General features: G+C 64.6%; 28 protein-coding genes. 7 read left to right on the top strand and 21 right to left on the bottom strand.

Features of this window, described 5'->3' with window-relative positions; all coding sequences use genetic code 11:
- Positions 1 to 63: 63 nt before the first annotated feature.
- From argH to argC, 8 genes are all read right to left on the bottom strand, one after another.
- Complete coding sequence (argH, locus tag M1E17_RS08165) at positions 64 to 1,491, bottom strand: argininosuccinate lyase (RefSeq protein ID WP_457966675.1); 1,428 nt, start codon at positions 1,489 to 1,491, stop codon at positions 64 to 66.
- A 5-nt stretch (positions 1,492 to 1,496) separates the two neighbouring features.
- Complete coding sequence (locus M1E17_RS08160) at positions 1,497 to 2,702, bottom strand: argininosuccinate synthase (RefSeq protein ID WP_457966674.1); 1,206 nt, start codon at positions 2,700 to 2,702, stop codon at positions 1,497 to 1,499.
- 97 nt (positions 2,703 to 2,799) lie between these two features.
- The gene (locus M1E17_RS08155; RefSeq protein ID WP_457966673.1) at positions 2,800 to 3,333 is read right to left on the bottom strand and encodes an arginine repressor; all 534 of its coding nucleotides are present in this window, start codon (positions 3,331 to 3,333) and stop codon (positions 2,800 to 2,802) included.
- Positions 3,333 to 4,358, bottom strand: a complete 1,026-nt coding sequence (argF, locus tag M1E17_RS08150) for an ornithine carbamoyltransferase (protein ID WP_457966672.1) — start codon at positions 4,356 to 4,358, stop codon at positions 3,333 to 3,335. Before argF ends, M1E17_RS08155 begins: the two co-directional genes overlap by 1 nt.
- Positions 4,355 to 5,659, bottom strand: coding sequence for an acetylornithine transaminase (locus M1E17_RS08145; protein ID WP_457966671.1), 1,305 nt, complete (start codon positions 5,657 to 5,659; stop codon positions 4,355 to 4,357). The genes argF and M1E17_RS08145 overlap by 4 nt, the downstream gene beginning before the upstream one ends.
- Positions 5,656 to 6,633 carry an acetylglutamate kinase gene (gene argB / locus M1E17_RS08140; protein WP_457966670.1) on the bottom strand — a complete coding sequence of 326 codons (978 nt, stop codon included), beginning with the start codon at positions 6,631 to 6,633 and terminating at the stop codon, positions 5,656 to 5,658. Before argB ends, M1E17_RS08145 begins: the two co-directional genes overlap by 4 nt.
- Before the next feature lie 36 nt (positions 6,634 to 6,669).
- Positions 6,670 to 7,836 carry a bifunctional glutamate N-acetyltransferase/amino-acid acetyltransferase ArgJ gene (gene argJ / locus M1E17_RS08135; protein ID WP_457966669.1) on the bottom strand — a complete coding sequence of 389 codons (1,167 nt, stop codon included), beginning with the start codon at positions 7,834 to 7,836 and terminating at the stop codon, positions 6,670 to 6,672.
- Positions 7,833 to 8,864 carry an N-acetyl-gamma-glutamyl-phosphate reductase gene (argC, locus tag M1E17_RS08130; protein WP_457966668.1) on the bottom strand — a complete coding sequence of 344 codons (1,032 nt, stop codon included), beginning with the start codon at positions 8,862 to 8,864 and terminating at the stop codon, positions 7,833 to 7,835. Before argC ends, argJ begins: the two co-directional genes overlap by 4 nt.
- A 183-nt stretch (positions 8,865 to 9,047) precedes the next feature.
- Between argC and M1E17_RS08125 the strand changes: the two genes are divergently transcribed.
- On the top strand, positions 9,048 to 10,142 hold the full coding sequence (locus tag M1E17_RS08125) for a fatty acid desaturase family protein (protein WP_457966667.1): 1,095 nt from the start codon (positions 9,048 to 9,050) through the stop codon (positions 10,140 to 10,142).
- A 140-nt stretch (positions 10,143 to 10,282) separates the two neighbouring features.
- The gene (locus tag M1E17_RS08120; protein WP_457966666.1) at positions 10,283 to 11,248 is read left to right on the top strand and encodes a quinone oxidoreductase family protein; all 966 of its coding nucleotides are present in this window, start codon (positions 10,283 to 10,285) and stop codon (positions 11,246 to 11,248) included.
- A gap of 104 nt (positions 11,249 to 11,352) precedes the next feature.
- On the opposite strand, the gene pheT is transcribed toward M1E17_RS08120, so the two are convergent.
- Together pheT and pheS are read right to left on the bottom strand one after the other, a co-directional pair.
- Positions 11,353 to 13,896 carry a phenylalanine--tRNA ligase subunit beta gene (gene pheT, locus M1E17_RS08115; protein ID WP_457966665.1) on the bottom strand — a complete coding sequence of 848 codons (2,544 nt, stop codon included), beginning with the start codon at positions 13,894 to 13,896 and terminating at the stop codon, positions 11,353 to 11,355.
- A gap of 2 nt (positions 13,897 to 13,898) precedes the next feature.
- Positions 13,899 to 14,960, bottom strand: coding sequence for a phenylalanine--tRNA ligase subunit alpha (pheS, locus tag M1E17_RS08110; protein WP_267278508.1), 1,062 nt, complete (start codon positions 14,958 to 14,960; stop codon positions 13,899 to 13,901).
- A 263-nt stretch (positions 14,961 to 15,223) separates the two neighbouring features.
- Between pheS and M1E17_RS08105 the strand changes: the two genes are divergently transcribed.
- Genes M1E17_RS08105 through M1E17_RS08095 form a run of 3 tightly spaced genes read left to right on the top strand, consistent with a single transcriptional unit; the run spans position 15,224 to position 17,471 of the window.
- Positions 15,224 to 15,679 (top strand): hypothetical protein, encoded by a 456-nt coding sequence (locus M1E17_RS08105; RefSeq protein ID WP_457967643.1) that lies wholly within the window; start codon positions 15,224 to 15,226, stop codon positions 15,677 to 15,679.
- A complete protein-coding gene (locus M1E17_RS08100; RefSeq protein WP_457966664.1) occupies positions 15,676 to 16,311 on the top strand; it encodes an SIMPL domain-containing protein in 636 nt (211 codons plus the stop codon). Before M1E17_RS08105 ends, M1E17_RS08100 begins: the two co-directional genes overlap by 4 nt.
- Positions 16,312 to 16,343: 32 nt before the next feature.
- A complete protein-coding gene (locus M1E17_RS08095; RefSeq protein WP_457966663.1) occupies positions 16,344 to 17,471 on the top strand; it encodes an Rv2578c family radical SAM protein in 1,128 nt (375 codons plus the stop codon).
- Between the two features lie 71 nt (positions 17,472 to 17,542).
- On the opposite strand, the gene M1E17_RS08090 is transcribed toward M1E17_RS08095, so the two are convergent.
- On the bottom strand, positions 17,543 to 17,995 hold the full coding sequence (locus tag M1E17_RS08090; protein ID WP_457966662.1) for a (deoxy)nucleoside triphosphate pyrophosphohydrolase: 453 nt from the start codon (positions 17,993 to 17,995) through the stop codon (positions 17,543 to 17,545).
- A gap of 139 nt (positions 17,996 to 18,134) precedes the next feature.
- Here M1E17_RS08090 and M1E17_RS08085 point away from each other — a divergent pair, with 139 nt between their 5' ends.
- A complete protein-coding gene (locus M1E17_RS08085; RefSeq protein WP_457966661.1) occupies positions 18,135 to 19,340 on the top strand; it encodes an MFS transporter in 1,206 nt (401 codons plus the stop codon).
- A gap of 19 nt (positions 19,341 to 19,359) precedes the next feature.
- Here M1E17_RS08085 and M1E17_RS08080 read toward each other — a convergent pair whose 3' ends face one another.
- The 7 genes from M1E17_RS08080 to M1E17_RS08050 form a co-directional block, all read right to left on the bottom strand.
- Positions 19,360 to 20,067, bottom strand: a complete 708-nt coding sequence (locus M1E17_RS08080; protein ID WP_457966660.1) for a hypothetical protein — start codon at positions 20,065 to 20,067, stop codon at positions 19,360 to 19,362.
- A 51-nt stretch (positions 20,068 to 20,118) separates the two neighbouring features.
- The gene (locus M1E17_RS08075) at positions 20,119 to 20,493 is read right to left on the bottom strand and encodes a hypothetical protein (protein WP_457966659.1); all 375 of its coding nucleotides are present in this window, start codon (positions 20,491 to 20,493) and stop codon (positions 20,119 to 20,121) included.
- Positions 20,494 to 20,512: 19 nt separating this feature from the next.
- Positions 20,513 to 21,046, bottom strand: coding sequence for a hypothetical protein (locus M1E17_RS08070; RefSeq protein ID WP_457966658.1), 534 nt, complete (start codon positions 21,044 to 21,046; stop codon positions 20,513 to 20,515).
- Positions 21,047 to 21,174: 128 nt separating this feature from the next.
- Entirely contained in the window at positions 21,175 to 22,116 is a 942-nt protein-coding gene (locus tag M1E17_RS08065; RefSeq protein ID WP_457966657.1) for a radical SAM protein, read from the bottom strand.
- A gap of 1 nt (position 22,117) precedes the next feature.
- Positions 22,118 to 22,471, bottom strand: coding sequence for a hypothetical protein (locus M1E17_RS08060; RefSeq protein ID WP_457966656.1), 354 nt, complete (start codon positions 22,469 to 22,471; stop codon positions 22,118 to 22,120).
- A 229-nt stretch (positions 22,472 to 22,700) separates the two neighbouring features.
- A complete protein-coding gene (locus tag M1E17_RS08055; RefSeq protein WP_457966655.1) occupies positions 22,701 to 23,057 on the bottom strand; it encodes a hypothetical protein in 357 nt (118 codons plus the stop codon).
- Positions 23,054 to 23,812 carry a prolipoprotein diacylglyceryl transferase gene (locus M1E17_RS08050; protein ID WP_457966654.1) on the bottom strand — a complete coding sequence of 253 codons (759 nt, stop codon included), beginning with the start codon at positions 23,810 to 23,812 and terminating at the stop codon, positions 23,054 to 23,056. Before M1E17_RS08050 ends, M1E17_RS08055 begins: the two co-directional genes overlap by 4 nt.
- Before the next feature lie 259 nt (positions 23,813 to 24,071).
- On the opposite strand from M1E17_RS08050, the gene M1E17_RS08045 reads away from it, so the two are divergent.
- Positions 24,072 to 24,347 carry a GlsB/YeaQ/YmgE family stress response membrane protein gene (locus M1E17_RS08045; protein ID WP_457966653.1) on the top strand — a complete coding sequence of 92 codons (276 nt, stop codon included), beginning with the start codon at positions 24,072 to 24,074 and terminating at the stop codon, positions 24,345 to 24,347.
- 101 nt (positions 24,348 to 24,448) lie between these two features.
- On the opposite strand, the gene M1E17_RS08040 is transcribed toward M1E17_RS08045, so the two are convergent.
- The 3 genes from M1E17_RS08040 to rpmI all read right to left on the bottom strand — a co-directional run bounded on the left by M1E17_RS08040 (position 24,449) and on the right by rpmI (position 26,185).
- Complete coding sequence (locus M1E17_RS08040) at positions 24,449 to 25,360, bottom strand: TrmH family RNA methyltransferase (protein ID WP_457966652.1); 912 nt, start codon at positions 25,358 to 25,360, stop codon at positions 24,449 to 24,451.
- 56 nt (positions 25,361 to 25,416) lie between these two features.
- The gene (gene rplT, locus M1E17_RS08035; RefSeq protein WP_267278496.1) at positions 25,417 to 25,872 is read right to left on the bottom strand and encodes a 50S ribosomal protein L20; all 456 of its coding nucleotides are present in this window, start codon (positions 25,870 to 25,872) and stop codon (positions 25,417 to 25,419) included.
- A gap of 118 nt (positions 25,873 to 25,990) precedes the next feature.
- Positions 25,991 to 26,185, bottom strand: a complete 195-nt coding sequence (gene rpmI / locus M1E17_RS08030) for a 50S ribosomal protein L35 (RefSeq protein WP_009358635.1) — start codon at positions 26,183 to 26,185, stop codon at positions 25,991 to 25,993.
- Between the last annotated feature and the right edge of the window lie 85 nt (positions 26,186 to 26,270).

Genomic DNA, 26,270 nt, shown 5'->3' with positions numbered 1-26,270 from the left:
TTCACGACAGTGTTTTCAAGAATCATTGCTGCGAAGTGCCATCTCGCACGTACTGATGGCCGTCTACCCCGCGTACTCCCGTACTCCGGCGAGCTCGCTTTCGAGGGCCACCAGCTGGCGTTCGACGGCGGCCGGTGCGGTGCCGCCCTGGGAGTTGCGGCTGTTGAGCGATCCCTCCGTGCTCAGGACCGTGCGGACTTCCGGTGTCAGGTGCTCGGAGATGGCGGCATATTCCCCGTCCGTCAGGTCCCACAGCTCGACGCCGCGTGATTCGGCCTGCTTGACGGCGGCACCGGACAGCTCGTGGGCCTCCCGGAACGGAACACCCTGGCGTACCAGCCACTCGGCAATGTCAGTGGCCAGCGCGAAGCCCTGGGGCGCCAGGGACTCCATCCGCTCCGTGTTGAACTTCAGGGTGGCGATCATGCCGGAGACAGCCGGAAGCAGCAGCTCCAGGGTGTCGGCGGCATCAAAGACCGGTTCCTTGTCCTCCTGCAGATCGCGGTTGTAGGCAAGCGGCAGGCCCTTGAGCGTCGCCAGCAGGCCGGTCAGGTTCCCGATCAGACGGCCCGCCTTGCCGCGCGCCAGTTCGGCCACGTCGGGGTTCTTCTTCTGCGGCATGATGGACGAACCCGTGGAGTAGGAATCGTGCAGGGTCACAAAGGAGAACTCCTTGGTGGCCCACAGGATGACCTCCTCGGAGACGCGGGACAGGTCCACTCCGATCATGGAACACACCCAGGCGAACTCGGCGAAGACGTCGCGGGAAGCCGTACCGTCGATGGAGTTGTGGGTGGCGGAGAAGAAGCCAAGCTCCGCTGCCACCGCTTCCGGATCCAGGCCAAGCGAGGATCCGGCCAAAGCACCCGAGCCATACGGCGATACACCGGCGCGCTTGTCCCAGTCCTGGAGCCGCTGCACGTCACGGAGCAGCGCCCAGGCGTGGGCCAGCAGATGATGGCTCAGCAGCACCGGCTGGGCGTGCTGCAGGTGGGTGCGGCCGGGCATGGCCACCCCCTGATGGGCCTTGGCCTGCTCCACCAGCGATTCGATCGTGGCGAGAACGCCGCGCGCGATGATGCGGGCATGGTCCCGGAGGAACATCCGGCCCAGCGTAGCCACCTGGTCGTTGCGCGAACGTCCCGCCCTGAGCTTGCCGCCGAGCTGGGTGCCGGCGCGTTCGATCAGGCCGCGTTCCAGCGAGCCGTGCACGTCCTCGTCGGATTCAGCAGGCAGGTAGGCGCCGGAGGCTACATCGTCATCCAGCTGGCCGAGGGCGGCCAGCATGCCTTTGAGCTCGGCGTCATCCAGCAGCCCCGCTTTGTGCAGGACGCGGGCGTGGGCCACGGAGCCTGCAATGTCGTAGCGGGCCAGCCGCCAGTCGAAGTGGGTGGACTTGCTGAGTGCGGCGAGGGCATCTGCGGGGCCGCCGGCAAAGCGGCCGCCCCACAGTGCTCCAGTATTTGTCGCTTCAGACTTAGGCTCAGCCACAGGGGCTACTTTCCTGCGACGCGGATATCGCGGCCGGAGGCAACCTTGGCGGACATGCCCCACAGCTCGATAAAGCCGCGCGCCATGGACTGGTCGAAGGTGTCCCCGGTGTCGTAGGTGGCGAGGTCGAAGTCGTACAGCGAGGTGTCGGAGCGGCGGCCGTTAACAATCGCCTGGCCGCCGTGCAGGACCATCCGGATGTCGCCGGAGACGTAGCGCTGGGTGTCCTCGATAAAGGCGTCCAGGGAGCGCTTGAGCGGGGAGAACCACTGGCCGTCGTAGACCAGCTCGGCCCAGCGCTGGCCAACCGTTGCCTTGAAGCGGGCCTGCTCGCGCTCGATGGTGATGTCCTCGAGGTGCTTGTGGGCGGTGATCAGCGCCATGGCGCCGGGGGCCTCGTAGATTTCGCGGGACTTGATGCCCACGAGCCGGTCCTCGACGACGTCAATGCGGCCCACGCCCTGGGCGCCGGCGCGGCGGTTCAGTTCCTTGATGGCCTGGAGCGGCGTGACCTTGATGCCGTCGATGGCTACCGGGACTCCCGCTTCGAAGGAGATGGTGACCTCATCCGGGGCCGGGGGGAACTCCGGGGTGGCGGTGTAGTCGTAAATGTCCTTGGTGGGGGCGTTCCAGATGTCCTCGAGGTAGCCGGTTTCGACGGCCCGGCCCCAGACGTTCTGGTCGATGGAGTACGGGTTCTTCTTGGTGGTTTCGATCGGCAGTCCCTTTTCCTCGGCGAAGGCGATGGCCTTGTCGCGGGTCAGGGCGAGGTCGCGGACCGGGGCGATGCACTTCAGGTCCGGGCCGAGGGTCTGGATGCCCACTTCGAAGCGGACCTGGTCGTTGCCCTTGCCGGTGCAGCCGTGGGCCACGGTGGTGGCGCCGAACTCGCGGGCGGCCTTGACCAGGTGCTTGACGATGACGGGCCGGGAGATGGCGGACACCAGCGGGTAGTGACCCTGGTACAGGGCATTGGCCTTCAGCGTGGGGACGCAGTACTCGTTGGCGAATTCGTCGCTGGCGTCTGCCACGTATGCCTCCACTGCGCCGCAGCCCAGTGCACGCTGGCGGATGGTCTCCAGCGACTCGCCGCCCTGCCCGACGTCAACGGCCACGGCGATGACCTCGGCCCCGGTTGCTTCGCCGATCCAGCCGATGGCTACGGAAGTATCAAGGCCACCGGAGTAGGCCAGAACAATGCGCTCAGTCACGGAAAATGCTCCTCTTGTTTTTGTTGGTGATGATTCGTCTGGAAATTCGTTGCGAAAAATCTTCTAGGGAAAGCCTGTCACACACCCGGGCAGGCTTTTACTGCCCGCCGGCTTCCTCTGCCAGCTGCAGGAACCGGGCGGCGAGGTCCTGGCCGCCCTGGGGGTCCCGGGAGACCAGGAGTACGGTGTCGTCCCCGGCGATGGTGCCCAGGATGGAGGGCATCACCGAGTGGTCGATGGCCAGCGCCAGGAAGTTCGCGGCGCCGGGGGGTGTTCTGAGGACTGCGATGTTGGCTGACGCCTCCGCTGTCACCAGGAGTTCGCTGCACAGCCGGGCAAGCCTCGCGTCCAGGATTTCCTGGCTGACACCGCTTTTGGCCGCCCGTTCCCCGCCCTCGCCGGGAACGGCGTAGACCAGGACGCCTTCCTTGCCCCGAACCCGGACGGCGCCGAGTTCCACCAGGTCCCTGGACAGCGTGGCCTGGGTGACCTGGACGCCGTCGTCAGCCAGCAGCGCGGCGAGCTCCGCCTGGGAGCGCACCGACTCCCCCGTCAGGATCGCGATGATACGCGCCTGCCGGGCGGTTTTGGTGGCCGGGCTGGAGCCCGGCACCGACGCGTTGTTGGACACTAGAACGTGCTCTCCCCGGTGCCTTCGACGGGAGCAAGACCGTCGACGAATGCCAGCCCGGAGCGGTGCATCAGCCAGGCCATCAGGGCTTTCTGGGCATGCAACCTGTTTTCGGCCTCGTCCCACACGATCGACTGCGGGCCGTCGATGACGCCTGCCGAGATCTCATAGCCACGGTAGGCGGGCAGGCAGTGGAGGACGACGGCGTCATCCGCCGCGTGTGCCATGGCCGCCTCATCGACGGAATAGTCCCGGAACAGTTGCATCCGGGCTTCCTTTTCGGCTTCCTGTCCCATGGACACCCACGTGTCAGTGGCCACGACGTCGGCACCTTTGAGGGCCTCGGCCGCATCGGTGGTGACCAGCACCGAGCCGCCTGTTTCGGCCGCACGTTCCTCGGCGGCGGCAACGATTTCCTCCGCGGGCAGGTAGCCTTCGGGCCCCGCGATGCGGACGTGCATGCCTGCTGTCACCCCGGCCAGCAGGTAGGAGTTGGCCATGTTGTTGGCAGCGTCGCCCAGGTAGCTCATGGTGAGTCCCTTGAGCTCGCCCTTGTGCTCCTTGACCGCCAGCAGGTCTGCCAGCAGCTGGCACGGGTGGTAGTCGTCGCAGAGGGCGTTGATCACCGGAACCCTGGAGTTTTCGGCCATGGCCACCAGCCCTGCATGTGCCCCGGTCCGCCAAACAATGGTGGAGACCATGCGTTCGAGGACCTTTGCGGTGTCCTCGACCGATTCCTTGTGGCCGATCTGCGCTTCACCCGGGTTGATGATCAGGGCGTTGCCGCCCATGTCAGCCACGCCGGTGGCAAAGGACACCCGGGTGCGCGTTGATGTCTTGTCGAAGATGACTGCCACCGTCTTGCGGCCACTCCCCTCCGCCGCGAACGGCTGGACGCTGTACGGTTCCGCCTTGAGGCGGAGCGCCAGCTCCAGGACCTCTGCCTGCTCAACAGGGCTGAGGTCAGTGTCCTTGAGGAAGTGACGGGTGGTGCCGGCTGAAGCTGAGTTGCTTGCGGGAGTCACTGGGCGTCCTTAGCTGTGGAGAGGATTGCCGGGAAGGCGGCGAGGAAAGTATCGGCCTGGCTGGTAGTGAGTACCAGCGGCGGGGCAAGCCGAATGGTGCGGGGCCCGGGGCTGTTGACGATGAAACCGGCATCAAGGCCCGCAGTAACAACAGCAGGCGCGACGTCGGCATCGAGGTCAAAGCCGATCAGGAGGCCTTCACCACGGACCTCGGTGACACCCTCGATGGCGGCCAGCCCGGCGCGCAGGTGCTCTCCCACGCCTGCCACGTTCTCCAGGACACGCTGGGTCTCGATGGCGTGCAGCGTGGCCAGGGCGGCGGCCGTGGCCACCGGGTTTCCGCCGAAAGTGGTGCCGTGCTGGCCAGCACTCAGCAGCGACGACGTCTGGGCGCCGAAGGTGATCAGCGCACCAATGGGGAATCCGCCGCCGAGTCCCTTGGCCAGGGTGACGGCGTCCGGAGCAATTCCCGAGTCCTCGCTGGCGAGCCACTTCCCCGTCCGGCCGATCCCGGTCTGGACCTCGTCCAGGATGAGCAGGGCCCCGGCCCTGATGGTCGCCTCGCGGGCGGCCCTCAGGTAACCCGGCGGCAGCGGCCGGACGCCTGCTTCGCCTTGGATCGGCTCGAGGAACACCGCGGCCACCGTTTCGTCAATGGCGGCTTCCAGGGCATCGACGTCGCCGAAGGGGACGTGCACAACACCGCCGGGCAGCGGCTCGAACGGAGCACGGTACGCTTCCTTCGCCGTGAGGGCAAGGGCTCCCATGGTGCGGCCGTGGAAGGCACCCTCGAGGGCAATGATTTTGGTCCGGGCACCGCTGGAGTTGCGCCGGGCGAGCTTAAACGCTGCCTCATTCGCTTCCGTGCCGGAGTTGGTAAAGAACACCTTGGAGGCGGCGGGCGCGCCTGCCAGGGTGAGCAGTTTTTCCGCGAGCGCTATTTGTGTGGGGCTGGTGAAGAAGTTTGAGACGTGCCCCAGGGTGGCCAGCTGGCTGGAAATGACCGAAGTGACAAACGGGTTGGCATGGCCCAGGGCGTTGACCGCGATCCCGCCGAGCAGGTCAAGGTACTCCTTGCCGTCGGCATCCCAGACCAGGCATCCTGCGCCACGGACCAGCACCCGCTGCGGCGTTCCGAAGACGCCCATCAGCGAACTGGAATAGCGGGCAAGCCAGTCAGCTCCCGTGGTGTGGCCCTTCCCGTCGACGAGTTCGCCAACGGATGCCTTCTCAACGGCCGCAGTGCTGGGGGCCGAATTGTAGGCGGGGCCACCCTGGTTCCCGGTGTCTACCTGGTTCATGCGGTTACTTCCTTTACGTCAATATCCAGGTCCTCGTCGGGCACCACCTGGGTGCCGATTCCCGCCGTCGTGAATGTTTCCAGGAGCATGGAGTGCGGCAGCCTGCCGTCCACAATGTGTGCGCGTTCCACTCCGCCGTCAACGGCCTTGAGGCACGCTTCCATTTTGGGAATCATGCCGGATTCAAGCGATGGCAGCAGGTGGCGAAGATCGGACGCCGTGATGGACGAGATCAGTGAGGACCTGTCCGGCCAGTTGGCATACAGGCCTTCCACGTCGGTGAGGATGACCAGCTTGGAGGCACTGAGGGCCTCGGCCAGTGCGGCGGCGGCGGTGTCCGCGTTGACATTCAGGACCTGCCCGGTTGTCTGTACGCGCTGGCCGGTTGTGCCGCTGCCGTCATCCTCGATCTCCGGCGCCACGGTGGAGATCACGGGAATGCGCCCGGCCGCCAGGATGTCCAGGATGCCTTCCGGGTTCACTCCCACCACTTCGCCCACCAGGCCGAGGTCAACTTCCTCGCCGTCGATCACGGTGCCCGTCCGGACGGCGCGCAGCAGCCCACCGTCTTCGCCGGACATGCCCACCGCATAGGGTCCGTGGGAATTGATCAGCCCCACGAGCTCGCGGCCTACCTGGCCGGTGAGGACCATACGGACCACGTCCATGGCTTCCGGAGTGGTGACCCGCAGGCCGCCTTTGAATTCGGACTCGATGCCAAGCCTGGCCAGCATCGAATTGATCTGGGGGCCGCCGCCGTGGACCACCACAGGATGGATGCCTACATGGTGCAGGAACACCACGTCCTCGGCGAACGCGCGGCGCAGTTCGTCGTTGACCATGGCATTGCCGCCGTACTTGATCACCATGGTGGTGCCCGCGAAGCGCTGGATCCAGGGCAGCGCCTCGATCAGGGTTCCGGCCTTGCTTTGGGCGTCGAGCATGGACGTGTTTTCACGCGTCTGGGCATTCATTAAGCTGCTCCCCTTGGAAGGATCTAGGGCCGTGGGCTAACTGGAGTAGGCGCTGTTTTCGTGCACGTAATCGTGGGTCAAATCGTTGGTCCAGATGGTGGCCTCAGCGTCGCCGGCCTGAAGGTCTATCTCCACATGCACTTCCCGCGGTTCCAGGTCCACCAGGTTGCGGTCATCGCCGATGCTGCCGTTGCGGCAGATCTGGACACCGTTCATGGCCACGTTAAGTTTGTCCGGGTCAAAGGCGGCGTCAGTTGTTCCTACCGCCGACAGAACCCGGCCCCAGTTGGGGTCCTTGCCGAAGATTGCCGCCTTGAAGAGGTTGGACCGCGCCACGGAACGGCTGACTATTTCGGCGTCCCGCTCGCTTGCCGCGTTGAACGTACGGATGGCAATGTCGTGGCTGGCACCTTCGGCGTCGCCGATCAGTTTGCGCGCCAGTTCGGCACAAACCTGGGTAAGGCCGGCACCGAAAGCCTCGGCAGAGGGCACAGAGCCGGACGCACCGGAAGCCAGCAGCACAACGGTGTCGTTGGTTGACATGCAGCCGTCAGAGTCAGCACGGTCAAAGGTGACCCGAGCGGCGTCCCGGAGGGCGAGGTCGAGCAGTTCAGGAGCCACCTCGGCGTCTGTGGTGAGCACAACCAGCATGGTGGCCAGGCCGGGGGCCAGCATGCCTGCACCCTTTGCGATGCCGCCGATGCTGAACTCCTGGCCGTCGGTATCCGTGCCGATGAAGAGGGCCGCCTTGGGTACGGAGTCAGTGGTCATGATGGCAAGGGCCGCCTCGGGGCCGCCATCCGTGCTGAGCGCCGTTGAGGCTGCCTCGATGCCTGGCAGGATCTTGTCCATCGGCAACTGCTCGCCGATAAGGCCGGTTGAGCAGACAAAAACGTCGGTCGCCGAAATCCCCAGCACCTTGGCCACTTTCTCGGCGGTGTTGTGCGTGTTCTGGAATCCTTCGGGCCCGGTGCAGGCGTTGGCGCCACCGGAATTGAGCACAACGGCGTCCACCCGGCCGTCGGAGACAACCTGGCGTGACCAGTGGACGGGAGCGGCCGCCACCCGGTTGCTTGTGAAGACGGCGGCGGCGGACTTGGACGGTCCGTCGTTGACCACCAGGGCGAGGTCGGGGTTGCCTGAAGCCTTCAGGCCTGCGGTGATGCCGGAGGCTCGGAATCCCAGCGGGGCGGTAACGGTCACGGGGCAACTCCCTGCAGGTTGAGGCCGGCGGTTTCTGCCAGCCCGAGCGCAATATTCATGGATTGGACGGCTCCGCCGGCTGTGCCCTTGGTGAGGTTATCCAGGACACACGTGACAATGACACGGCCAGTGTGTTCGTCCAATGCCACCTGCATGGCGGCGTGGTTGGATCCAACAACGGACTTGGTGGTGGGCCATTGCCCTTCGGGCAGGAGGTGGACAAACGGTTCGTCGTCGTACGCGTCGGCCCACGTCTGGCGGACCTCGGCTACTGTGGTTCCGGCTTTCACCCTGGCTGTTGCCGTGGTCAGGATGCCGCGGCTCATGGGTGCCAGCGTGGGCGTAAAGGAAACAGTCACGCGTTCGCCCGCGGCATTGGACAGGCCCTGCTCGATTTCCGGGGTGTGGCGGTGTCCGCCCCCCACCCCGTAGGGGCTCATGGAACCCATCACTTCGGATCCAATCAGGTTGACCTTCGCGGCTTTGCCCGCCCCGGACGTACCGGAGGCGGACACAATCACCACATCTTCGGACTGAAGCAGCTGGGCGGTGAAGCCAGGCGTCAAAGCCAGCAGGGCCGACGTCGGGTAGCAGCCGGGAACGGCGATGCGCGTGGCGCCCTTCAGGGCCTCGCGCTGCCCGGGAAGTTCCGGCAGGCCGTAGGGCCAGGTTCCGGCGTGGGCGGAGCCGTAGAACTTTTCCCAGGCCGCAGCGTCCTCCAACCGGTGATCGGCACCGGCGTCGATCACCACGGTGCCTTCGGGAAGCTGTGCGGCGATCTCCGCGGAAGCGCCATGCGGGAGGGCCAGGAACACGACGTCGTGGCCCGCGAGGTTCTCCACAGTGGTTTCTTCCAGGATCCTGCTGGCCAACCCATGCAGGTGGGGCTGCAGTTCACCGAGCCTGGATCCGGCATTGCTGTGCGCTGTGATGGCGCCAATGGTCACGTCAGGGTGGCTTGCGAGAAGGCGAAGCACTTCTCCCCCGGCGTAGCCGCTGGCCCCGGAGACTGCAACAGAAATAGTCATGCCTGAATCATACAGCAAACAGCAAAAGTATTCATGCTGTCCGATATTTATGCATACCCCTGGAAACTGCTGGAAAAATCATGGCACGGCCCCTGCCGTATGCTGGATAGAGGGTGATCCTGAAACCATGCAGTCCGAGTGTCGGCTGCAGCGTTGCCCGTAACAGTTACGAGGCCCCGTTACATGACCGCCACCCTCCTTACGCCTGAGCGCCCTAAATCGCGAGTCCGCCAGCCCAACACAGTGGTCCTGAGCTATTCGGAACTGCTCAAAACCGTCAAGGCCGCGGGTTTGCTGGAACGCCGGGTCGGTTTCTACGTCACTGTCTTTGCCAGCCTGGTGCTCCTGATGGCGGCCACATGGTTCGGTTTCGCCCTGATCGGTGACAGCTGGTTCCAGCTGCTGATCGCTGCGGCCCTGGGAGTCCTTTGCACCCAGCTGAGCTTCCTGGCCCATGAGGCCGGTCACCGCCAGATTTTCGCTTCCCGACGCGCCAACGACTGGTCGGCACGGCTGCTGGCAACGTCAGTGGCCGGGATGAGTTTCTCGTGGTGGGAGCAGAAGCACGGAGCCCACCACAACCACCCGAACGTGATCTCCAAGGACCCGGACATCATGGACAGCCCCATCGCCTTCCACACCGAAACCGCGGCCGCCCGTCAAGGATGGCTCTCGTCCCTCCTGACGCGAAAGCAGGGCTGGTTCTTCTTCCCGCTCCTCCTGGGCGTAGGCCTGGGCCTTCAGATCGATTCCGTGAAGTTCGTCTTCCGCCGCGCCAAGGTCACGCATCGCTGGGTTGAGCTGCCCATCCTCGTCGTCCGGCTCAGCATCTTGCCCATCCTCGCCTTTTCATTCCTGCCGCTCGGCATGGCCTTCGCCTTCATCGCCGTGCAGCTCGCCGTTTTTGGTTTCTACATGGGTGCCTCGTTTGCCCCGAACCACAAGGGCATGCCTGTCATTCCCGCCGACAGCCGGGTGGATTTCTTCAGCCGTCAGGTGCTGACGTCCCGGAACATCTCGGGCGGCTTTTTTATGGACATCCTCCTGGGCGGCCTGAACCGCCAGGCCGAGCACCACCTCTTCCCGGACATGGCCCGGCCGCAGCTGGACAAGGCTGCAAAGATCGTCCGTGAGTACTGCCACAAGCATCAGGTGCCCTACACGGAGACCACCCTGCTGCAGTCCTACGGCATCATCGTCCGCTACCTCAACGACGTGGGGCTGGCCGCAGGGCGCCACTTCGAGTGCCCGATGGCAACTGTCACGCGGCGCTACTAAGAGCTGGTACCGGGCGCCTCGCCCCCATCTTTGACGAAGTGACGGCCGGTCTACCGGCCGTCACTTCGTCGTCTGCGTCCCCTATCCCTAGGATGGTTCAGGATCCGGGCCAGGAAATCCCAGCCCAGGAAAGGAGATCCATGATGGATGCAATCGTCGCCGGCCAGCCCGGCGGACCCGAAGTCCTGGAGCTTGCGGATGCCGAGCGTCCCGCACCGGGGCCGGGCCAGCTGCTCATCAAGGTGGCAGCGGCCGGGGTCAATTTCATCGACACTTACCAGCGCAGCGGCACGTACAAAGTCGAATTTCCCTTCACACCCGGCTCGGAAGCATCAGGAACGGTCGAGGAAGTCGGCGAGGGCGTGGAGGATTTCGCGGCAGGCAGCAGGGTGGCCACCGCAGAGGGTAAGAAATGCTATGCGGGCTACATCGTGCTTGATGCTGCCAAAGCCCTCCCGGTGCCGGACGGCGTTGACGATCTGACGGCTGCCGCCCTTCCCCTGCAGGGCATGACGGCCCACTACCTGATCAACTCCTCGTTCAGGGTGGAACCGGGCCACACCGTGCTGACGCATGCAGGAGCCGGCGGCGTGGGACTGCTGCTGATCCAGCTTCTGAAGGAGCGCGGCGCCCGCGTCATCACCACGGTCTCCTCCGATGAAAAGGAAGAACTCGCCACGGAAGCTGGAGCGGACCATGTCCTCCGGTACGCCGGCTTTCCCCATCATGTCCGTGACCTGACCGGCGGCAAAGGCGTGGACGTGGTCTACGACGGCGTCGGCCGCAACACCTTCGACGGCTCGCTGTCCTGCCTGCGCACCAGGGGTGCGCTTGTCCTTTTCGGCGCAGCGTCGGGCCCCGTTCCACCCTTCGACCCGCAGCGGCTCAACGCGGGCGGCTCGCTTACGCTGACGCGGCCGTCCCTGGCGCATTTCCTCGGCAACCCGCAGGAACGCCGCTGGCGCTCTACCGAAGTATTTGACGCCGCAGCGAAGGGAAGCCTCAAGGTTCGGATCGGCGGCAACTACCCCTTGGCCAAGGCGCGCCAGGCCCATGAAGACCTGGAGGGCCGCCGCACCACTGGCAAGGTCCTGCTGGTCCCCTAAAGGGAACTTTCCTCCCCTCACGGAAACCGCTAACGGAACTTTCCGGAATGAGTGCAAAAAATCCCCGCAACCTGGTGGCTGCGGGGATTTTTGCCGGTGTTGAACTAGCGCTGGACGGCACCAAACCGTTCAGCTGCCAGCGCGACGGCACTTTCGCGGGCAGCCGTTGCCTCATCCGCGGTCAGAGTGCGGTCGTTGGCCCGGAACCGAAGCCCGAACGCCAGGGACTTCTTGCCCTCCTCGATGCCCTTGCCGGCGTACACGTCGAAGAGTGCCACGTCCTCCAGGAGCTCGCCTGCGCCTTCGCGGAGTGCGGTGAGGACGGCGTCCGCCGGGATCTCCGCGGGTACCACCAACGCCACGTCCTGGGTTGCCACCGGGAACGTGGAGATGTGCCTGGCAACAATGACGTCGGCGGCGGCGTCGAACAGGGCGTCCGCGTTGAACTCCAGTGCGACCGACCGGGCCGGCATGTCCTGCGCAGCCAGGAGCTTCGGGTGGAGCTCGCCCGCATAGCCCACGATTTCGCCGGTACGCAGCGAAAGCTGTGCTGCACGCCCCGGGTGGAACGCCTGGTGGGCGCCTTGGCTGACAACCACTTCCACGCCCAGGACGTCACCGGCCAGGCGGGCGATGTCCAGCGCATCGGACCAGTCCCAGAAACGCGGAGTGTGTCCGGCGGCGGCCGGTGAATCATGGCCCGTCAGGATGGCGGCGACATGCAGGGGCTGGTCCGGGACGCCGTCGTACAGCGCATCCAGCACCTCATCGGAGGGCTTGACGCCCAGCGGCGGAATGGAGGCAGTTCCCAAGGTGTCATTGGGCAGGAAAACGAGCCCTGACTCGAAAAGCGCCAGGTCCCTGAAGCCGCGGGAATGGTTGCGCTTCGCCACCTCGATGAGCCCCGGAAGGATCGAGGTGCGCAGGAAGCCGTGTTCCTCACTGATGGGGTTGGCCAGCTTGACCGCAAGCCTCGGAGCCCCCTGCTCCGCCACGCCGAAGGTGTCATTGGAAGCCTTGGAGACAAAGGGGTAGGCCAGGACTTCGGTCAGGCCGGCATCAGCCAGTGCCTGGATGAGCCGACGGCGCTGCTGCTGCGTGCGCGTCAGTCCCCGTCCGGGAGGGGCCACCGGGAGGGTGGCGGGGATGTTGTCATACCCCACCAGCCGGGCGATTTCCTCGGAAAGGTCCTCTTTTGTTTCCAGGTCATGCCGCCAGCTCGGAGCGGTCACTGTCCAGCCGCCGTCATTCTGCTCCACCACGGCGCCCAGATCCTCCAGGGAGGTGATGATCTGCTCGTCAGTGAAGTCGATCCCTATCCGCTGTGCGGCAAACGCTGCCGGGAGCTGGATGGAGACGGCGTCAGGGGCGGTCCCGACGTCGGTCCCCGCCTCGTCAGCGACGCCTCCTGCCAGTTCCACCAGAAGGTCCACGACACGCTGCGCGGCGACGCCCGCCACCTGCCAGTCCACGCCGCGCTCGAAGCGCTTGGACGCCTCCGACGGCAGCTTGTGGCGCCGGCGGGACCGGGAAATGGACACCTCGTCGAAGTGTGCCGCCTCCACCAGGACGTTCGACGTCGAATCGCTCACCTCGGTGGCAGCGCCGCCCATGACGCCGGCGATGCCGATCGCACCTGAGCCGTCGGTGATCAGGAGGTCTTCGACGTCGAGCGCGCGCTCCTTGCCGTCCAGTGTGGTGATTGTCTCCGCGGGAACGGCACGGCGCACCACAATGTCACCGGACAGCTTGTCCAGGTCATAGCAGTGCGTGGGCTGGCCCAGCTCGAACATGACGTAGTTGGAGATATCCACCGGCAGCGAGATGGAACGGACGCCGGCCAGCCGCAGCCGGGAAACCATCCACGGCGGGGTGGGCCGGGTGGCGTCCACGCCGCGCACGGTGCGCGCCACAAAGCGGTCGCAGCCCGGCTTGCCGTAGATGGGCGCGTCGTCGTTGAGTTTGACGCCGTAGCCGCCGGAAAGCTCAGCCGGAGCCTGGACCTTGGAGGCCGGGTCGGTGAAGGAGGTTCCGGTGGCGTGGGCGTATTCGCGGGCGACACCGCGGATGGAGAAGGCGTAGCCGCGGTCCGGGGTCACATTGATCTCGGCGGCCTCGTCGTAGAGACCCAGCAGGTCCATGGCGTCGGTGCCGATTTCCGGATCCAGGCCGATCCGGGACAGAACCAGGATGCCGTCGTGGTCCTCGCCGATGCCAAGTTCACGGACCGAGGCGATCATGCCGGCAGACAGGTGGCCGTAGGTCTTGCGTGCAGAGATGCGGAAGTCGCCCGGCAGGACTGCCCCGGGAAGGGTGACCACCACTTTGTCACCCTCAACAAAGTTGTGGGCCCCGCAGATAATGCCCTGCACACCTGAGGGATCGATGCCGTCACCGGTGAGGGTCTGCGGCTGCCCTTCCGGGACAACACGGACCTGGCACCAGTTGATGGTCTTGCCGTTGGACTGGGGTTCCTTGACCAGGCTCAGGACCTGGCCCACCACAATCGGACCCTTGAGGGTGTCAGTGGGACGGTGGACGTCCTCTTCTTCAAAACCGACCTTAACCAGTTCGGCCATAACGTCTTCGGCCGTGGCACCGGCCGGTACTGCTGCGAATTCCCGCAGCCAGGAAAGTGGGATACGCACTGTTAGATCTCCATCCCGAAGTGCTCGCTGAAACGTACATCGCCTTCGATCATGTCGCGCATGTCGCCCACCTCGTTGCGGAACATAAGGGTGCGTTCGATGCCCATGCCGAAGGCAAAACCTGAATAGACATCCGGATCAATGCCGGCGGCCCGGAGGACATTGGGGTTGACCATTCCGCAGCCGCCCCATTCGATCCAGCGCGGGCCGCCCTTGGCGCCAGGGTGCCAGATATCCAGCTCCGCCGACGGTTCGGTGAAGGGGAAATAGTTGGGCCGCAGCCGGATCTGGGCTTCGTCGCCGAACATTTGCCGGGCGAAGTGCTCCAGCGTGCCCCGCAGGTCCGCCATGCTCAGGTGCTTGTCGATGGCGAGGCCTTCAAACTGGTGGAACACCGGGGTATGGGTGGCGTCCAGCTCGTCAGTGCGGAATACCTTGCCCGGGCACAGGACGTAGATAGGCAGTTCGCGTTCCAGCATGGAACGGACCTGGACCGGGGACGTGTGCGTGCGCATCAGCAGATGGGCCTCGGGCGGCTCCACGAAGAATGTGTCCTGCATTTCGCGGGCCGGGTGGTCCGGCTTGAAGTTCAGGGCATCAAAGTTGAACCATTCGGATTCAACCTCGGGGCCTTCGGCGATTTCCCAGCCCATGCCCACGAAGATGTCCGCGACGCGGTCCTGCAGGGTGGAGAGCGGGTGCCGGGCACCGGCACGACGGCGGCGCGGTGCGGCCGTGACGTCCACCGTCTCCTCAATCAGGATCCGTGCGTCGTTCTCCGCTTCAAGCTCTGCCGTGCGGGCGGCGAGCGCCTGGTTGACCCGGCCGCGCGATGCGCCCATCAGTTTTCCGGCGAGCGCCTTCTGGTCTTTCGGCAGCTTGCCGATCTCACGGTTGGCCAGGCTCAGCGGGGACTTCTCCCCCGTGTGCGCGAGCCTCACCGCCTTTAGCTCGTCAAGGGTGGCAGCACCGGCAATGGCGGTGATGGCCTGGTCTACAGCGGCATTAATGGCGGCTTCATCCGTAGGGTTAGGGATGGCGGCGCCCGGCAAAGTTTCAGTCATCTACTGTTCTTAGCTACGAGTCGGGGCTAACAAATTTCCACAAAGACCAGTGCAGGCGTGCACGGTTTCCCGGCAGCGCGTCCGTCACTGGCAGATCAAGGGGTGAATTCATCCAGTGATCAGGTCAGGGCACGCCCGACACAGTCCGGCGGCCACTATCCCCCAGTCTAATTGAACGCTCCCGCTACCATGGCCTCATGACACAACGGCCGGGCCTGCCGAAGGCAGAAGGAAAAGCCGGGAAGGCACTGACGGCGGGCGTATTGACGGCGGGACAGCGGTTGCGGCAGCTGGCAAACCTGGCTAATGGCAGCACGGTCCTGGGCCTGGCCGTGGCTGTGTCGGCGGGCACCGCCCTCAGCCGCGGCCCGCGGGGGTTGATCATTGCAGCCAACTACCGGTGGCGGCTCCCCTTCGCCGGAGCGTTCGTCCTGGGCAACGTGGTGGTTTGCCGCAGCGATGCGAATGCCCTGATATCCACTCCCGCACTGCTGGGCCATGAAGAAAGACACGCCAGCCAGTATGCCTGGTGCTTGGGGCTGCCGTTCCTCCCGCTCTATTTCCTGGCCGCCGGCTGGTCGCAACTGCGTACCGGCGACCCCGCATCGGGGAACTTTTTTGAACGCCGGGCGGGTCTGGAAGCAGGCGGATATAGAGTACGCAGTCAGCGAAAGCCCGCCGCCCCCAGCGGCGGCGGCGGAACGGAGGCCAAGGCATGACATCACGAAGAATCACCGTCACTGGGACAGGGGTAGCCGAGGCCGCCCCGGACCTGTTGACCCTGTCCGTAGGCGTGGAGTGCCGGAGCGGCAACGTGGGCGCAGCTTACGCAGAAGCGGGGACAACATCGTCCGCTGTCTCTGCTGCGCTCCGCCAACACGGCGTGACAAACGCGGACATCCGGACATCAGGACTGAACGTCCGGGCAGACCTTGTCTGGCGCGAGGGTGAGGGCCAGAAGGTGGCAGGGTATGTCGCCACCAGCAGCCTCACTGTCCGTCTTAGGGATGTGGCTGCTGCCTCCTCGGCCATCTCCGCCGCCGTCGAAGCAGGCGGCAACAACGTCAGGCTCAACGGCCTTGACCTCGGATTTTCAGATGAGGCCGCGGTGCGGGCACGTGCCCGTGAAGCTGCCTGGCAGGATGCGCTCCGATCGGCGGAACAGTTTGCTGCCCTGGCTTCTGCCCGGCTGGGCCGGGTGGTCTCGCTGGAGGAAGAGTCCAACCCTGGCATGCCGGTTCCGCTGCCCAGGATCGAACGGGCCGTTTCCTCTGACGCGTTCAGCGTGGAGCCGGGCCAAACAAGCATTGCCGGCAGGATCATTGTGGTGTGGGAGCTTGCCCGGCCTTGACTTAAGTTAGAACATACATTCGAATGGGATGTATGAGATGGGATGCACAAGCACTGTTGGAGCGCCCCACAGAAGCAGCCGCGAGTGGTTCGACTCCTGCACTCCTGCCGCTCACCGGCCTGGTCAGGTCCGTGACCACCCCCGAGTTCGCCGGCATCACGTTCCACGAAGTCACCGCAAAGACTGTGCTGAACAAGGTGCCCGGCGGTTCACGCATGCCATTCGAATGGACCATCAACCCGTACAGGGGCTGCAGCCATGCCTGCGTCTACTGCTTTGCGCGGAAGAGCCACACCTACCTGGAGTTTGACGCCGGGAGGGATTTCGACAACCAGATCGTGGTCAAGGTCAATGTGGCGGAAGTATTGCGGAAAGAACTTGCCAAACCGTCCTGGGCCCACCATCAGGTGGCACTGGGCACCAACACCGATCCCTATCAGCGCGCCGAAGGCCGTTACAAGCTGATGCCGGGAATCATCTCGGCGCTGGCAGAATCCGGCACTCCCCTGTCCATCCTCACGAAGGGAACCCTGCTGGCACGGGACATCCCCCTGCTGAAGGAAGCGGCGCGGCAGGTGCCCGTTGGGGTGGGAATATCCCTCGCGATGACGGATGAGGCCCTTTCAGAAGCCGTGGAACCGGGGACTCCCGGGCCAAGGGCCAGGCTGAAACTCATTTCCCGGCTCCGCGAAGCAGGCCTGCCGTGCGGAGTCATGGCCATGCCGATCATGCCGTGGCTCACCGACAGCGACGAAGCACTGGACGCCCTGTTCGGTTCACTGGCCTCAGCCGGAGCCACGGGCGTCACCGCCGGTGCCCTGTACCTGAAGCCCGGCACCCGTGAGTGGTTTATGCAGTGGCTCACGGCTAACCATCCCGATCTGACAGGCCGCTATCAGGGGCTGTACGGCACTGGTTCGTACGCTCCCAAGGAGTACCGGACCTGGCTGGCGGGAAGGGTGCGCTATTTCAAGGAACGGCATGGCTTCTCCGGTTCCCACGGCTTCAGCCACCGCGATCTTGAAGATGATCCCCGGAGCGAAGAAGCACAGTACCCGGCCGGCATCATCCCTGTAGGCAAAGCCGGCAGTCCGGGACGGCGGGACGGAAACACCGGCCCCGGTCCCAGCGGACAGCCAGAGCAGCCCACCCTGTTCTAACGGGCTGTCAGGCGCGCCCTGTTCCGGCTCCGGCTGCCCGAAAAGCGGCCGTCAGGCGGTGATGTCCGCGGTCAGTTGCCGCTGAGCGAGCCCGCGTGGGCGGCGAGGGATTGCAGGAGCGCGCGGACGATTGGGAAGTCTGCAGGAATCCAGGGAAGGCTGAGAGCTTCATCACTGTCCGCCACGCTGATCCACTTCAATTCGTCATGATCTTCAAGCGGGCGCGGGTGCCCTTCTGTAATTTCTGCCGTCCAGACCCGCATGGATGCCCGCTCATTCAGGGGCCAGCCGCCGGCTGTGAGAGCCTCAAGTTCGGTCCCCAGCCGGACGCCAATCCCCAGTTCCTCCCTGAGTTCCCGGTGCAATGCGGCCTCGGGAGCCTCGCCCGCGTCTACCTTTCCCCCCGGAAATTCCCAAAGCCCGGCGAACTGTTCCGGTGCTGTCCGGCGCGCCACCAGCAGCTTCGTGGGCTCTTCAAGGGAGTCAAGGACGGCTCCGCCGACTACGAGTATGTGTCCAGTCACCGCCCCAGTCTATGGGGGACAATGGTGGGGCGGCCTTCCGGCCGTACCGGATACCCTCCACTGCCGCGGGGATCTTCCCACAGAAAACAGCTTCCGGGGGCCGCAGCATCGGTCCCCGGATTTCCCGAGAAGCAGGCATATGAGCAGCGTCCTCCAGAAAACCCCACCTAAGGCCCGGACTGCGCACGTCGGGCGGGCCATTGTTGCCCTTGCGATGGGCGGCTTCGGCATCGGCGTGACGGAGTTCACCATGATGGGCCTCCTGAAGGAGGTGGAGCAGGGACTTGGCATCAGCACCCCGGAGGCCGGAAACCTGATCTCGGCCTACGCCCTCGGCGTCGTGGTGGGCGCGCCCTTGCTGGCCGCGGTCGGAGCCAGGCTGCCCCGCAAGTACCTCGCCCTGGGACTGATGCTGTTCTTCAGCCTTGCCAACCTGACCTCGTTCATCGCTCCCGACTACGGCAGCATGCTGGTTTCCCGCTTCGCAGCCGGGCTTCCGCATGGGGCGTTCTTCGGCGTCGCCGCTGTGATTGCTGCCTCCCTGGTGCCACCGACACGGCGCGGACGTGCCATTTCGATGGTGATGGCCGGCCTGACGGTTTCCAACGTTATTGGTGTCCCGCTTGCCACCTGGGTTGGCCAGGCCTACGGCTGGCGCCTGCTGTTCCTCCTGGTGGGTGCCATCGGGCTGCTCACCGTGGGGCTCTTATGGCGGTTTGTCCCTTTCCAGGAAGCCCACCCGGATGCGAGTATCCGGCGTGAGCTTGGCGCCCTCAAACGCCTGCAGGTTTGGCTTGCGATCCTCATAGGCATCGTCGGCTTCGGCGGTTTCTTCGCCACGTATACCTACATTGCCCACACCATGACACTGGTGGCCGGAATACCTTCCCAGCTGCTTCCGATCGTGGTGGCGCTGTATGGCCTGGGCATGGTGGCGGGCAATATCGTGGGCGGCAGGATCGCTGACAAATCCGTAATGGGAACCATCTACCGCATTCTGCCGGGCATCGCAGTTGCCCTGGTGGTTTATGCCGTTGCCGTGCATTGGCCGTGGTCGGCGTTGGTCATGGTGTTTGTGGTGGGCGCGGCCGGTTCCATGCTGGTACCGGCCCTGCAGACCCGCCTGCTGGATGCCTCCCCGGACGCTCCGTCGCTGGCGTCCTCGCTGAACCATGCTGCGCTTAACGTGGCAAATGCACTGGGCGCGTTCCTTGGCGGCGTGGTGATCGCCTGGGGCTGGGGCTATACGGCTCCCGCCCTCGTGGGTGCCGTGCTGGCCGTGCTGGGACTGGCGGTCGCCGTCGTCAGCGGACTATTGGAACGGAAAAAGCCCCTGGCCGCCTGATCTTTGGGTTGGGGTCGTTTCAGAGGTCGTGTGGGCAAATTTCAGTGCCCGCCAGCTCAGGCCTTCCCTGTCCGTATGAGCGGTCGTCGTCGCTTCCGGCCCAGATGACTCCGCCTCCGGGGCAGGTCATCACATCGAACGCCCGGCCATCAAGGTGCGCCCGCAGGTGGCGCCCGTCATCCTCCACCACTTCCCAGCCCGCCGCTGGCAGCGCTCCACGATAGTGCTGCAACACATCGACGTCTTCCGGGAGCACAAACCAGCGCGTACAGCCGGCCACACCACTCATGCCGCCACCCTTGAAATGGCCGATGTGCTCGATGGAATCGAACGCCAGCTGGGACTCACGGTCTGCAGTGGCCGTCGGCTCGTCGGTGCCCTCCATCACGCATTGCGGAGCGGAAACAAATTGTTTCTCCATCTTCTGACCCAGCGCCAAGGGGGTGACAGCGAACATCCCGATCAGCATGAGGACCGGGATGGCCACGGCCGTCAGCCGCATCCACCTGCGTGTCGCGAGCATCAAGCCGAGCCCGGCAAACACCGCGACCAGAGCAAGCCCCAATCCGGAGGGACCGGCCGTCAACCCCCAGACAAGCGCCTCGAACGCGGTATCGGTGACACCGCCGTACATTGCCATAAAACCGTAGTGGACCAGCACCGCCAGCAGCGCCAGTCCTGCCCCAATGACGAGCAGCACCGCGGCGGAAACGACTCGGCCGGTCACGGGCATGGCTCATTGTAGTCCCGGCCACATCAGGGAAGAAGGGGCCCGGGGTTAGAAGCCGAACAGTTGAGCGGCCATCGAATATATCCCCCACAGCCCGGCCGCAAACAGGATGCCCAGGTAGGCCAAGACCAGCCTCGTATCCCGGAGGTAACACTTCGACCTTGTCAGGCCCCGCCGTCGCGCTTTCCAATAGCCTGCGAATCCGACTGCAGCGAACACGGCCAGTGCCACCGGACCGGCGGCCCAGCCGAGGAGGGCAACGGTCGCGAAGATGCAGAGCCGCAACGGGTCGAAGGGCGGCGGGGACTGCGGATCCGTTTCAGGGTCAGGCCTGTGTCCGTGCCGGCCCGCCTGCTTGGAGCGCACCAGCTGCGACGGCAATGGCCCGGCTGCGATACGGCGGGCATCAGAAGCGGAACTCATCATTCCTCCCTTCCCTGACTCAGACCTGGCGGACTGGGAGTAGCCGTGTGCCCGTAGCTGTGCTCATTCGTTGCCTGGCCAGGGCCGGCCACGCCTGCACAGCGCAGAACGGGGCACACTGGTGATCACCGGCGTCGCTCTTTGTGCCCACGTGGACGCAGCATTGCGTGAGCCGTTCCTCGATCATGGTGGAGATGTCCATAAAGGGTTTGACCATGATGCGGGTGATCCGTTCGCCGAGGAGCCTGCGCAGCCGCTGTTGCTGCCCCGGAAGCTTGCCGGCTGCCAATGTGGTGAGTGTGCCGATGCCGAGGTCGCATTGGGTGCAGATGTTCTTCCAAAGATCCATTGTGCGGGGGTGGGACAGCGAGGACTGCTCGCTCAGCAGGTCCAGCAGCGAGGACTTCATCAGGTTGCGCAGCTCGAGCGGGATCGCGCTGTCGGCGATGCGGTTGGCGATGCTGTCAGGATTGAGTTCCAGCCAGGCGAGCAGCTGATCGTGCCCGATGAGGGCTGTCAGCGAACGCCAAATCCCTGAGTCGTCCTTCAGCATGTAACCCACTGACGCGCAATGCGGATGTGAACACGGCAGTGCTGTCAGGTCGTGCCATGAGACCACCCCTCCGGTTTGCTCCGCGAGCCGTTCCAGCACGCCTGTGTGGGTGAGCCTGTCCGTGGGGTCTATGCGTGGCCGCGCCCTGAACCGAACACCGGCTGAAGCGCAACCCCACCCACAAACGGGGTTTCCAAAGCCCTCATGACGACGGCGCCCACCTCACCGTCGTTGACGCCGAGTGTCGCTGTCATGGTCAGGGTGGTGAAAACACCTGCCTCAGACAGGCGCGAGATGGCCAGGTCTTTGTAGCGGGTCAGGTCACCGCCCCGGTGGTGGATGGACGCTTCTTTGGACGGGCCATCGTATTGGAGGTACACCTCCACCCGGTCCCGGTGCCGGGCCAGCAGCCCGAGGAGTTCGTCGTCGGAGGCTATGAGCATGCCGTTGCTGTTCACCATGATCCGGACGATGGGCCGGGCGACGAGCTCATCCAGAAGTTCGGCCAGGTACGGATATAGCGTCGGTTCGCCGCCGGAGAGCATCAGCACGTCCAGCCGCCCGTTCTCCCGGGCAAGTCTGGTGTCGATATTCGCGAGCACCTCGCTCAGCGGCGCCACGCCCTGCAACTGGGGGCCGGAGGCAGTAAAGCAGGTGGGGCAGCGCAGGTTGCAGTGCTCGATGATGTCCTGCAGGAGGATGCACGTGTGCTGCGTCTGCATGGCGGGCAATCCGTAGGCGTAAGCCTCCGGTACCTGGCGGTAATTGCCGGCCTGGTCCGGGATGTGTTGCTTGGTGGGCGCCTGCCACTTCTCCAGGTAGCGCAGGATTTCCGGAGATTGGTCGTACAAGGTGCTGACGAGTCCGTGATCCGGGCAGCCGCGTTCGAGCCAGACCTGGTCATCGCGGATTAGCAGCACGCCGGAGAGGCGCCGCACCTGCGCGAGCGGTGGGTTGGTCTCGTGGCAATGGGGACAGAAAGCTGTGACGTAGCGGTGGATGCGGTCCCCGCGCAGCGGCTGGCCGGGACCGGGCAGCACCTGCCGTGAAGAGAACGGTGACGGATTCATCTCAACCTCCCATCTGCGCGAGGGCTCCGACGCAGACCCCGCCGCCGAGCAGGGTGAAGATCCCCAGGCCAATCAGCAGCCCCGCACCCCACCGGGATGTGGGTGGCCAGACCGCCAGCAGAATAGCTATCGCTAGATATCCGGCGATTGGAACGAAGGCAACCGGCCCGGTCAGGAAACGTATGGAAGAGGGTCCTGGATCAGCCCGTGTTTGCAGAAGACCGAAAGCACCCGGTCCCAAGATATAGAGGGCGTAAAGGGCAGCCGTTCCCAACAGGATTCCGAACCCCATGGGGCGGAGCCCTGGTTCAGGGTTCTCCCCTTCTTTTTGGGGCGGTGGGTTGTCCTTGCTCATGCCACTCTTCCTTCCAACCTCGGGCGGAGTGGTTTCCCGAAGACCCGCAGCATCCGCCAGGACAGCAGGGGGAGAATCATTATGGGGAACCACTGGGGACGGCTCATCCCCAGCCAGAGCACATCCTTGCCCCGGACGAATTCGATGCCGAAGCGGAATGCGGTCCCCGCGCAGCGGCTGGCCGGGACCGGCCAGCGCCTGCCGCGAAGCGACCCGTGACGGATTCATTTCAGGCCCTCACCTGCGCGAGGTATCCGACGCAGAGCCCGCCGCCGAGCAGGGTGAAGATTCCCAGGCCAATCAGCAACCCGGCACCCCATCGCGATGTGCTTGGCCGGACCGCCAGCAGAACGGCTATCGCCAGATAGACGGCGATTGGAATGAACGCGGACGGCCCGGTCAGGAAACTCATGGAAGTGGGTCCTGGATCAGCCTCGGCCTGCAGACGACCGAAAGCACTGGGTCCCAAGAGATAGAGGGCGTAGAGGGCACTCGCCCCTACCAGGATTCCGACCCCCATGCGGCCAAGCGCTGGTTCAGGCGGCTCCTCCTCTTCTTCTTGGGGCGGTGGGTTGTCCTCGCTCATGCCACTATTCCTTCCACCTTCGGGCGGAGTGGTTTCCCGAAGACCCGCAGCATCCGCCAGAACAGCAGGGGGAGAATCATCAGGAGGAACCATTGGGGACGGCTCATACCCAACCAGAGCACCTCGTTGCCGCGGACGAATTCGACGCCGAACCTGAACAAGGCGTAGGAAGTCACGTAGCAGATGAAGAGGTCGCCAGGACGGGGCAGTCGGTCCCGGTAGCGACACAAGAGCGCGAGTGCGGCGGCATGGAACACAATTTCATAGGCGAAGGACGGATGGAGCCCTACCCCGGACGGTCCGCCCAACAACGCAGCCTCGCCGGGCGTGAGCGATATCCCCCATGCTCCCCCGGTGGGAGTTCCGGGCAGTTCCGTGAGGAGACAGCCCACCCGCCCGATCACCAGCGCCAGGGCCACAGCGGGGGCAAGCAGATCGCCGGTGGATTCGCGGTAACCTGTCAGCCGTTTACCCAAGTGGACGCCCAGCCACGCTCCCACAAGGCCGGCGAGGATACTGCGGTCGCCTTCGCTCCACCAGTCCGCCAAGGAGACCTGCCTGGAAAAATCCCAGGTGAGCACTCTTGAGCCGATGGCCCCGAAGGCGACAGCGAAACCGGCAATGGGCCACAACCGTGGATCGGACAGGCCACGCCGGCGCTTCTCATACGCGTAGAACAGTAAGGCTGCGAGGATTCCCAGCCCTAACAGGCCGGCGTGCACCGGCCCGTCTCCCGCGAAGGGAAGCCCGATCATGAGCAGAGTGTAGCAGTGCCCGTTGACGCCGCCATTGCAGCCGCGTGGGCTTCACCACGCCAGGATTACTGGACACCAGCGTTGCCGATAAGCAGCAAGAAAATGCGGAGCCGGCCGCGGATCCGCCCATGAATACGGTACTCGCCGCGGGGCCCGCCATGCACTTCTGACAGGCAGTAAGCCTGCTGACAATAGGGGGGCTGTGTGTTAGCTTGAACTCAATCGGGACGAATATCCCGACGAATATGAAGGAGGAGACATGGGTTTTCTTGCTTGGATTATTCTGGGCCTCATCGTAGGGGCAATTGTTAAGGCCGTCATGCCCGGCAGAGTAGGCGGCGGCTGGGTCACCAGCCTGGTTCTCGGAGTGGTTGGTGCAATCGTAGGCGGCTGGATCGGAAGCCTTCTCTTCGCCAGAGGCGAGCTTGCTTTCTTCGATCTGGGAACGTGGATCCTGGCGATCATCGGCGGCCTGCTGGTGGCTGGCATCTACGGCGCCATTACGGGACGCAGCAAAACCACACGTGCGCCCTGATTCCTGATTCATTACTGAATTTCATATAATAAGGACCCCGGACATGTATCCGGGGTCCTGCCCATTTAAGCCGTCCTGCCCATTCAAGCCACTGCCGCCATTTATACGGAAGCCGGAGAGCTCCCCTGCTGGGACCGGGCGCTGGCATATAGGCACACTGTGGCTGCGGTACCAAGGTTGAGGCTTTCCGCCGCGCCGTAAACGGGAACTGCCACCCGATGGTCAGCCAGGGCGAGTTCAGCTTCCGAGAGCCCCTGGGCTTCGTTTCCGAAGAGCCAGGCAGTTGGGCCCTCCAGCTGATAGGCGGACGCCGTGCTGGACCCGGACATTCGCCGGGCGGCGTTTTCATCCTGCAAAGTGTCGAGGTTGAGGTCCCCATAGCCGTCCGCTGCCAGGACGCCGATCCCCCGGGCCCGGCAGGAGGCTGCCAGTTCCTCGATGTCCGCCCCCAGGACCACGGGAAGGTGGAACAGGGATCCGGCGGTGGAACGGACTGCCTTGGGGTTATAGATGTCAACGCTGGAGCCGGTTAGAACAACGGCGTCAGCACCGGCGGCGTCTGCGGCACGCAGTACCGTCCCTGCGTTTCCTGGGTCCCTGACCTGGCAGAGGACCGCGATCAGCCGTGGACCGGCGTCGAGCACTTCCTCCAGGCTGATGTCCACAAAGCCGCACACGGCGATGATGCCCTGGGGATTGACGGTATCGGCCATTGCTGCCAACACGTCCTCGGTGGCAAGCCGGGCGTTGGTCCCCGCAGCCAGATCATCAAATTCCGGGTAGCGGTCCAGGCATGCTTCGCTTGCGAACACCTCGTGCACAACCCCAGGAGCCCCGGCTGCCAGCCTCTGCTGGTGCAGCTTGAGGGCCTCGCGTACCGCCTGTGGCCCCTCGACGAGGAACTGTTCCCGCTTTAAACGGGCCGGGCGCCCTGCAAGTTTTGCCACTTCCCTGACCCGATCGGCTCGGGGATTGGAGAGTGGAAAATCTTGCGGGCGCCCGGTTTCGTTCATATAAGAACCTTAGTTGCTGTTCAACCAGGTTCTCGAACTACCCAGAACGGGTGCTGCTAGACAGTGGCCTCGTCAGCAGCAGGCTTCTTTGCGGCCTTTGCCTTGGGAGCCTTGGCCTTGGGGGCTTCAGCCTGGACAGCCGGAGCGGACGTGTCGGCAGGCAGGGAATCCTTGGCGATCTTCACCAGCGCGGCGAAGGCGTTGGCGTCGGAAACGGCCAGCTCGGCGAGCATACGGCGGTCAACCTCAACCTCAGCGGCCTTCAGGCCCTGGATCAGTCGGTTGTAGGTGAGGCCGTTGGCGCGGGATGCAGCGTTGATGCGCTGGATCCACAGGCGGCGGAAGTCGCCCTTCTTCTTCTTGCGGTCACCGTAGCTGTACACAAACGAGTGCAGCAGCTGCTCTTTGGCCTTGCGGTACAGGCGTGAACGCTGTCCACGGTAGCCCTTTGCGCGTTCGAGGATAACCCTGCGCTTCTTGTGGGCGTTGACCGCCCTCTTCACACGTGCCACGTGCGTACTCCTTCAGAATTCTGATCCCAAGCGTCTACTGCCGGTAACCCGGCCGGCCTGAGAAGCCTTTTTGGTAGTTGACTGCCGCCAGGTGGCAAGCAGTCAGAAAACTTGGAAATTAGATGCCGAGCATCTTCCGGATGACCTTGGCGTCGCCCTTGAAGACGATCTTGTCGCCGGCAAGGCGACGGGTCAGCCTGGAGGACTTGTGCTCGAGGTAGTGGCGGCGGTTGGCCTGCTGACGGCGCAGCTTGCCGCTGCCTGTCAGCTTGAAGCGCTTCTTAGCACCACTGTGGGTCTTCATCTTCGGCATGGGAACCGATCTCCTTACGTATCCACAGACATTGTCTGCAGCTCTTTCGTGCAGCCGCCCCTGCGGGCGGCATGCTGGTTGCTTA

It is taken from the genome of Arthrobacter sp. D1-29, assembly GCF_054130585.1.
This window is presented reverse-complemented; position numbering and strand designations above follow the sequence as displayed.